We start from the raw sequence: 8,037 nt of genomic DNA, 5'->3' as shown, positions 1-8,037 counted from the left end.
GGTATGGGGTGTGGGGCTGGGCAGTGTGTTTGTGCCGGCCGTGCCGCCCAGCGTGTTTGCCTGGCCCATGCTGCCCGACTGGACGGGCATCCCCTGGATGGCCCTGGCCCGGCAGCAGGGCTCCGCTCTGGTGGTGCTGGCGGTGCTGATGGCGCTGGTCAACAGCCTGGAAATTCTGGTATTTAACCAGGAGCTGGAGCTGGACCATGGCCTGCGTGGCAATGCCAACCTGGCGCTGCGCCGCGAGAGTTTGCTGGGTGTGCTGTGTGGGCTGATGGGCATGATTCCCGCATCCACCAGCGCGTCGCGTTCGCGCATTGTGCTGGCGCAGGCGGGGGCCTCGCGCAATGCCCCGCGCTGGCACGCCGCCATCATGCTGGGGGTGGCGGTCACGGGGGCGTGGTGGCTGCACTGGGTGCCCATGGCCTGTCTTGCCGGGGGGCTGGTGCTGGCGGGGCTGATGCAGGTGCCGGGCCTCATGTGGTCGCTGGGCTATGCCCGCCGGTCCCGGGTGACCTGGGCGCAAAGCTGGCTGGTGGCGCTGGTGTTTGCCGTGATGGGGGGCGTGGGGGCGCTGGTGGCTGGCCTGGTCGTGGCCACGTTTGTGCTGCTGCACGACTCTGCCGCCACGGTGCTGCGCCATGTGCGTCTGGATGGCGAGCTGCGCTCGCGGCGCTTGCGCCGTGCCGGGTCGGACAGTTGGCTGACGCCGCGCATGAACCAGGTGGCGGTGTTTGAACTGCAAGGCGTGATGTCTTTTGGCGTGGCTGCCCACCTGGCCGAGCAGGTGCGCATGCTACTGCTGCCGCGGCATCGCTGGGTCATTCTGGACGCGGGCCGCGTGCCCGCGTGGGACAGCACCGCAATGGCCCAACTGCGGGCGCTGGTGCGCGATCTGGACCAGCAGGGCATCGCCGCGGCCGTGGCAGCCCTGGACCCCATGGCCGCCGAGCATGCGGGGGAGCATGTGCGCGCCTTTGCCGACCTGGACCGGGCGCTGGAATGGGCCGAGGTGGGCATCTTGTCGCAGCGGCCCATCGAGCAACGCCCCGCGCACCCCGAGCGCGATGTGCTGGGCGAGGTGGGCGAGGGCGTGCCCAAGGCCGCCGCCGAGGCCTTGCAGGCGCTGCTGGTGTCCCAGGCTGTCCCGCCCCATGGCGTAGTGTTCCATGCGGGGGATACGGACCATGACCTCCTCGTGGTCAAGTCCGGCCACATCACGCTGGTCACCCAATGGCCGCCCGACAAGGGCTTGCGCCTGGCCACCGTAGGCCCCGGCATGGCGTTTGGCGAAATGGCCTTCCTCAATGGTGCGGCACGCAGTGCCTGCGCGGGCGCCGAACGTGGCCCGGCGCATCTGGTGCGTTTGTCGCGCGCACATTTTGATGCCTGGGCAAGGCAGTACCCCGAGGCGGCCCTCACGGTGATGAACAATCTGGCCCAGATCGGCGCCCGGCGCTTGGCGGTGACCACGCGGCAGCTGCGGGCGGTGCTGGAGTAGCAGGGCAGGGCATTGGGTGTCGGAGTGCGGCTGTGCCAACGGCGCGGCAGGCGCATGACAAGGCCCGGATTTCTATAATCCAAGTCTTCCCGACACCGTCTGGCAACCTCTCCTTGCCAACCCCATGGAATCCACCCCCTCGTCCTCCGCCGCAGATGCCCCCGTGGCCACCACCCCTTTTGAATGGATCGGCGGCGAAGAACGCGTGCGCGCCTTGACCGAGCGCTTCTATGACCTGATGGACCTGGAGCCCGGCTACACCGAGCTGCGTGCCGCCCATGGCAGCGACCTCGGCCAGGCGCGGCAAAAGCTGTTCATGTTTTTGTGCGGATGGCTGGGTGGGCCGTCGTACTACACCGACCAGTTTGGCCACCCGCGCCTGCGCGCGCGCCACATGCCGTTTGCCATCGGCATCAAGGAGCGCGACCAATGGGTGGCCTGCATGGACCAGGCCATGGGCGAGACCGGCGTGCCCTCCGACCTGCGCGTGCGGCTGAAGGAAAGCTTCATGGGCACGGCGGACTGGATGCGCAACAAAGGGGTGTAGCCCGCCCGCGAGGTGGTGCCCGTTTGCGCCGTTGAATGGCGCCCTGGTATGTTTCCTGGGAGCCGCCTCCACAGGCTCTAAGATGCTCCCTCCAACAAATACAGGAGGTGGGGTATGTCGGCAACCGCATGGGTCGTGGTCGTTGTGCTGGTCGCGTTGGGCTTGTGGGCGGTGGCGGTCTATAACCGGCTGGTGCAGTTGCGCAACCGCATTGCCAATGCGTTTGGCCAGATCGACGTGCAGCTCAAGCGCCGTTATGACCTGATCCCCAACCTGGTAGAGGTGGCGCGTGGCTATCTGGCGCACGAGGCCGCCACGCTGGAAGCCGTGATCAAGGCCCGCAGCCAGGCGCAGGGCGCGGCTGCAGCGGTGCGTGCCGCACCGCAAAGCGCCAGCGCCATGGGCGCGCTGGCGGCGGCAGAGGGTGTACTCGGCGGCAGCTTGGGCCGCCTGATGGTGGTGGCCGAGAGTTACCCTGAACTCAAGGCCGACGCCTCCATGCAGTCGCTGTCCGAAGAGATCACCAGCACCGAAAACCGCCTGGGGTTTGCACGTCAGGCCTACAACGACCAGGCGCTGGAGTTCAACGACGCGGCGGCGCAGTTCCCGGACCTCATCGTCGCGCGCCTGCTGGGTTTTGCGCCCGCGCCCATGCTGGCATCCACGCAGTCCGATGAAGAGCGCGCCGCGCCCCGGGTGAAGTTCTGACCCTTCCGCTTCCATTCGCATGAAGTTCTGGGATCACCAGCACAACGCGCGCAGCGAGACGCGTCGCTTGCTGCTGGGTTTTGCCTTCGCTGTGGTCGTTCTGGTAGCGGCTGTGCACGCTGCCCTGGCGTTGGCCTGGTGGCTGATGGTGGCGGTGCTGCCCGTGCACTTGCCCTTTCCACAAGGTTTTCTGGCCGCCAATGTGGGTGTCTCGCTGATGCTGGTGCTGGGCGGCTGGTGGGTGGAGACGTCCAACTTGCGCGCAGGCGGTGTCAAGCTGGCGCAGCGTGTGGGCGCGCGCGAGTTGCGCCCGTCGCTGTCGCACGCCGAGCAGCGGCTGTCCAACATCGTGGACGAGCTGTGCATTGCCGCGCACATGCCGCGCCCGCAGATCATGGTCATGCCGCGCACCGATGCCATCAATGCGTTCGCTGCCGGGTGGGACGAGAGCGACGCCGTCATTGCCGTGACGCAGGGTGCCCTGGACTACCTCACCCGCGAAGAGATGCAGGGCATGTTGGCGCACGAGCTGAGCCATCTGCATGAGGGCGACACCCGCCTGAAGATGCGCCTGGCGGGCATGGTGTTCGGGCTGGAGCTGGTCTACAACTTTGGCGACACGATGCGCGAGCGTCGGGGCCTGGCCTGGTGGTTCGGGTCGGCCATCATGGTGGCGGGCTTTGCGGGCTGGCTCACCGGCCGCATGCTCAAGGCCGCAGTATCGCGACAGCGCGAATACCTGGCCGACGCACGCGCGGTGCAATGGACCCGCAGCCGCGATGGCCTGGGTGGCGTACTGCGCAAGGTCATGGCCCAGCGTCGTGACACCCCGGCCGGGTATGCCGAGAACCCCGTCCACACCGGCCTGGCCCACCCGGCCGTGCAACACATGCTGCTGGTGGATGTACCCGGCCGCAGCCGCATGGAGCGCTGGCTGGATACCCACCCCACGCTCGACGACCGCGTGCAGCGCGTGTATGGCCGCCGCATGCAGCCTTTGCCCGCCGTGCCCGTACATGCAGGGCATGAATCGGCTCGGCGTGACGAGGGTCGGGCGCCCGGCACCGTGTCGATCGCCTCGCTGGTAGACCCTTTTGCGCGCTTCATGTAGCCCGCTGCGAAGGCCGCAGTTTTTTCAGGAGACCCATGTCCATGTCACGCGACGCGAGATTTCAGGAACAAGCCCAGGCACTGGGCTACAGCTTTGAGGGCGAGATCAAGATTGGTGGCAACTATGTGCCGCTGGTGCGTGACGGCCACCACATCTACCTGAGCGGGCAGATCCCGCGCGTGGGCGACACGATGGTGGTCACGGGCGCTGCCGGGGCGGTCGCCACGCTGGCCGATGCGCAAAAAGCAGCGAAGGTGTGTGTGATGCGGGCGCTGGCCTTGCTGCAGCGCTCGCTGGGTTCGCTCGATGCCGTGCAATCCATTTTGCGCATCACCGTGTACGTGCAGTCGGCGCCTGCCTTCACGCAGCAAAGCGAGGTGGCCGACGGTGCCTCCGAGGTACTGTTTGCCGTGCTGGGCGAGGCTGGTGCACACACCCGCACCTCGGTGGGTGTGCTGCAGCTGCCCAAGAACGCGACGGTGGAGGTGGACTTGATCGCGTCGGTGGCGCCATGACGACGCCTGCTGTTGTGCACCGAGGCAGTTGCCTGTGTGGTGGCGTGCGTTACGAAACCACGGCGCCATTGCAGGGTGCATCGCACTGCCACTGCTCGATGTGCCGCAAGGCGCATGGTGCGGCGTTTGGCAGCTACGGCAGCGTGTTGCGTGTGCACCATCGCTTCGTGTCTGGGCAAGGGCTGACGCGTACCTACCGGTCTTCGCCCCCGGTCACGCGCACGTTTTGCTCGGTGTGTGGCTCGCCCTTGCTGTGGCACAGCGAAGGCCCCTATAGCGAGTGGGTGGCCGTGCCGCTGGGTACCTTGGACACCGCCTACGAGACCCCGCCCCAAAAGCACATCCACGTGGCCTCCAAAGCCGCATGGGTAGTGATCTGTGATGGTTTTCGGCAAGAGGCCGAAGGATAGATCGGTACCCGATGGCAGCACCGTTGAACGCTCACCCCCGTTTTAATGTTTTCGGCCGGATCGTCGAAGTGCGCCGCGAAGGTGCGCTGTGGCAGGCCTACCGCGTGGGCGCGGATGGCAAGCGCTCACCGTCGGGCTTTGTGATCCCCAACTTTGTCGAAGAGCATGAGCTGGCACAGTTTCTGGAAGACCTGTTCCACGAAAGCGCCTCGCCACATAACGGCGACGTATACCGCATCGATTGAGTCGTTGCAAGGCGCACTGACCGCAGCACGTGGCACAAGTGTTGCGACCACGTTGCCACGTCACACCGCTGTCAAACCCGGCCCAGACACTCGGTCCCTTGTTTCCAACAGGGACTGTTCATGTCTGAACGCATTCTGGGTTTTCTGATTTCCCCTTCGCAGGTTTCACGCCGTGTCGCCACACTGGGCGTGGTGGCGCTCGCTGCGTCGCTGGCCGCCTGCGGCGGCAGTGGCGACAACGCCAGCAGCAACGCGGGCGCCACGGCCACGCTGGCTGTGCTGGAGACCACCGACCTGCACTTCAATGTGCGCAGCTACGACTACTTCAAGCTGGCCGAAGACAAGAGCTACGGCTTTGAGCGTACCGCCACGCTGGTACGCGCGGCGCGCAAGGAGTTCGCCAACACGCTGCTGGTGGACAACGGTGACACCATCCAGGGCACCGCACTGGCCGACTACGAGGCCACCATCAGCCCTATCCCCTGCACGCAGCAGCTGTCGATGTACAAGGCCATGGGCGCGCTGGGCTTTGATGCGGGCACGCTGGGCAACCACGAGTTCAACTACGGCCTGCCCTTCCTGAACCAGGTGCTGGGCGGCGGGCTGGATGTGGACGGCGTGGACCCTTCCAAGAAGTGCGCAGGCGCCGGTTACCCCGCCGTGCTGGCCAACGTGTACAGCAATAAGACCAAGAAGCCGCTGGTGCAGCCCTACACGCTGCTGGAGCGCACGCTGGTGGCCAAGGGCACCGATGGCAAGGAAGTGAAGCTGCCGATCAAGATCGGCGTGATCGGCTTCACCACACCCGGCATCATGAACTGGGACAAGCGCTACCTGGAAGGCAAGGTCTACACCGAAGGCGCCGTCGAATCCGCCAACAAGTACGTGCCCGAGCTGCGCGCCAAGGGGGCTGACATCGTGGTGGCTTTGTTGCACGGCGGTCTCGACAGTGCCGCCTACTCGGCCACCATGGAGAACCCGGGCCTGTACCTGTCGAAGGTGGCAGGTATCGATGCGATGGTGATGGGCCACCAGCATGGCGTGTTCCCCGACACGGCCGCCACGCCCAGCTTCAACCTGGCCGGCGTGGACCACAAGGCGGGCACCATCAACGGCGTGCCTGCCGTCATGGCCAGCTCCTGGGGCAAGGCCCTGGGTGTGGTGCAACTGGCGCTGCAATGGGACGGCAGCAAGTGGGTGGTCAACAAGTCCGCCAGCAAGAGCGAGCTGCGCAACATCCAGAACAAGAATGCCGCAGGCGCCACGGTGACCGTGGACGCCGACCCCGCCATCGCCCCGCTGATCGAGACCCAGCACCAGGCCGCGATCAAGTACGTGAAGACACCCATCGGCCAGACCGACTTCCGCATGAGCACGCTGTTTGCTGATGTAGGTGACCCCGGCGCGATCCAGATCGTGAACCAGGCCCAGCAGGCCTACGTGGCGGCCTACATCAAGGCCAGCCTGCCGCAGTATGCGCAGCTGCCGGTGTTGTCGGTGAGCGCACCGTTCAAGAGCGGTTTCCAGGGCGGGGCCGACTACACCGACGTGGCCGTGGGCCCGCTGGCCATCAACAACGCGGCCGACCTGTACCTGTACCCCAACACCGTCTACGCGGTGAAGGTCAACGGTGGCGACATCAAGAACTGGCTCGAAGCCGCCGCCAAGCGCTTCAACCAGATCGACCCGGTCAAGACCACCGAGCAACAGCTCATCAGCACCTTCCCGGGCTACAACTTCGACATGTTCACCAAGGCGGACATGCAGTATGAGATCGACGTGACCCAGCCCGTGGGCAGCCGCATCAAGAACCTGACGTACCTGGGCAAGCCCATCGACGCGGCGCAGGAGTTCGTGATCGCCACCAACAACTACCGCGCGACCAGCGGCAAGAGCTTCATCGACAAGCTCGACGGCTCGGGCACCATCTGGGCTTCGCCCGACGCCAACCGCGACGTGGTGATCGACTACATCCGCAAGAACCCGGCAGTGACCCGCGTAGCCAACGGCGCTGCCAAGAGCTGGCGCTTTGCCAAAGCCACGGTGGCGGGTCCGGTGGTGTTCAGCTCAGGCGCCAATGCCCTCAGCGTGGCGCAGGCGGCCGGGCTGGGCAATGTGTCGCTGCTGGCGGCCGATGACGGGTCGGGCAAGGGCACGTCAAAGTACGGCGTGGACCTGGCCAAGTAGTCGTCCCCCTCCTGTTACGGAGGCCGCGGCGGTGCATGCGTTCGTAGCACCGCTACGGAGCAGCCTGCTGTAGGGCTCTGAAATGCTCTGCTTTTGATAGCTGCAAGCGCATATGGATGTAGCGCTTGCAGCTATTTTTCATGAATTTTTGCGTAGAACGGGTTGTAACAGCACCACGAGCGCCCCTGCGCCCCCATCCATGGGTCGCGCCTGTACGAAGGCCAGCACCTCGTTCTTCTGCACCAGCCAGCGCTGCACGCGGCCCTTGAGCACGGGGCTTTTGCCGGGCGAGCCCAACCCCTTGCCATGCACCACGCGCACGCAGCGCAGGCCCGTCCTGTGGGCATGACGGATGAAGTCGCCCAGCGCTTCGCGCGCCTCGTCCACGCGCAGGCCATGCAGGTCCAGCTGGCGCTGGATGCTCCAGTGGCCAGAGCGCAGGCGGCGGGTTACTTCCACACCAATGCCTGGGCGGCGAAAGCTCAACTGGTCGTCGGTGTCGAGCAGGGTACTCACGTCGAAGTCATCGCTGATGGATTCAAGCAGCACCCGTTCCTCGTCCAGCCAGTGCTGCACCGGCAGCGGCGGCGGCTGGTGGCGGCGCAGACGCGCCACATTCGGGTTGCGCAGTGGGGTGACGGGGCCCACGCTGCGGCTGAAGAGGTGGCGCTCGGCCTCGGCCCGGGCGGCGGCCTCGCGCCGGGCTTTGTCTTCGGCCTCGCGGCGCTCTTGGTCTTCGCGCAGGCGGCGGGCCACGGTGGCCAGGTCCTGCAGTTGGGTGATGCGTTCGCCCGCGCGGCGCGGGGCCGGGGG

9 protein-coding genes are annotated in these 8,037 nt (G+C 66.2%); 8 read left to right on the top strand and 1 reads right to left on the bottom strand.

Annotated features, from left to right (window positions below):
- From AC07X4_RS23510 to AC07X4_RS23475, 8 genes are all read left to right on the top strand, one after another.
- A partial coding sequence (locus AC07X4_RS23510; protein WP_494741485.1) for a cyclic nucleotide-binding domain-containing protein occupies nucleotides 1-1,501 on the top strand: 1,501 nt, incomplete at its 5' end.
- Nucleotides 1,502-1,625: 124 nt separating this feature from the next.
- Entirely contained in the window at nucleotides 1,626-2,048 is a 423-nt protein-coding gene (locus AC07X4_RS23505; RefSeq protein ID WP_056060835.1) for a group II truncated hemoglobin, read from the top strand.
- 114 nt (nucleotides 2,049-2,162) lie between these two features.
- Nucleotides 2,163-2,756, top strand: coding sequence for a LemA family protein (locus AC07X4_RS23500; RefSeq protein WP_056060837.1), 594 nt, complete (start codon nucleotides 2,163-2,165; stop codon nucleotides 2,754-2,756).
- A 19-nt stretch (nucleotides 2,757-2,775) separates the two neighbouring features.
- A complete protein-coding gene (locus tag AC07X4_RS23495) occupies nucleotides 2,776-3,867 on the top strand; it encodes a M48 family metalloprotease (protein WP_494741484.1) in 1,092 nt (363 codons plus the stop codon).
- A gap of 41 nt (nucleotides 3,868-3,908) precedes the next feature.
- Entirely contained in the window at nucleotides 3,909-4,382 is a 474-nt protein-coding gene (locus AC07X4_RS23490; RefSeq protein ID WP_494741487.1) for a RidA family protein, read from the top strand.
- The gene (locus AC07X4_RS23485) at nucleotides 4,379-4,792 is read left to right on the top strand and encodes a GFA family protein (RefSeq protein ID WP_494741483.1); all 414 of its coding nucleotides are present in this window, start codon (nucleotides 4,379-4,381) and stop codon (nucleotides 4,790-4,792) included. The genes AC07X4_RS23490 and AC07X4_RS23485 overlap by 4 nt, the downstream gene beginning before the upstream one ends.
- 11 nt (nucleotides 4,793-4,803) lie before the next feature.
- Nucleotides 4,804-5,037: a DUF7661 family protein gene (locus tag AC07X4_RS23480; RefSeq protein WP_494741482.1), complete on the top strand. Its 234-nt coding sequence runs from the start codon at nucleotides 4,804-4,806 to the stop codon at nucleotides 5,035-5,037.
- Nucleotides 5,038-5,157: 120 nt separating this feature from the next.
- Complete coding sequence (locus AC07X4_RS23475) at nucleotides 5,158-7,224, top strand: bifunctional 2',3'-cyclic-nucleotide 2'-phosphodiesterase/3'-nucleotidase (RefSeq protein ID WP_494741481.1); 2,067 nt, start codon at nucleotides 5,158-5,160, stop codon at nucleotides 7,222-7,224.
- Between the two features lie 138 nt (nucleotides 7,225-7,362).
- Here AC07X4_RS23475 and AC07X4_RS23470 read toward each other — a convergent pair whose 3' ends face one another.
- Nucleotides 7,363-7,989, bottom strand: coding sequence for a Smr/MutS family protein (locus AC07X4_RS23470; RefSeq protein ID WP_494741486.1), 627 nt, complete (start codon nucleotides 7,987-7,989; stop codon nucleotides 7,363-7,365).
- Nucleotides 7,990-8,037 lie beyond the last annotated feature (48 nt).

It is taken from the genome of Acidovorax sp. GW460-11-11-14-LB4, from assembly GCF_059423685.1.
The sequence above is the reverse complement of the archived record's forward strand: the minus strand, read 5'-3'. Positions and strand labels throughout refer to the sequence as shown.

Excerpts from the sequence above, each read along its gene's own strand:
- AC07X4_RS23505 (WP_056060835.1), top strand. The coding sequence starts at position 1,626 with ATGGAATCCACCCCCTCGTCCTCCGCCGCAGATGCCCCCGTGGCCACC.
- AC07X4_RS23500 (WP_056060837.1), top strand. The coding sequence starts at position 2,163 with ATGTCGGCAACCGCATGGGTCGTGGTCGTTGTGCTGGTCGCGTTGGGC.
- AC07X4_RS23495 (WP_494741484.1), top strand. The coding sequence starts at position 2,776 with ATGAAGTTCTGGGATCACCAGCACAACGCGCGCAGCGAGACGCGTCGC.
- AC07X4_RS23490 (WP_494741487.1), top strand. The coding sequence starts at position 3,909 with ATGTCACGCGACGCGAGATTTCAGGAACAAGCCCAGGCACTGGGCTAC.
- AC07X4_RS23485 (WP_494741483.1), top strand. The coding sequence starts at position 4,379 with ATGACGACGCCTGCTGTTGTGCACCGAGGCAGTTGCCTGTGTGGTGGC.
- AC07X4_RS23480 (WP_494741482.1), top strand. The coding sequence starts at position 4,804 with ATGGCAGCACCGTTGAACGCTCACCCCCGTTTTAATGTTTTCGGCCGG.
- AC07X4_RS23475 (WP_494741481.1), top strand. The coding sequence starts at position 5,158 with ATGTCTGAACGCATTCTGGGTTTTCTGATTTCCCCTTCGCAGGTTTCA.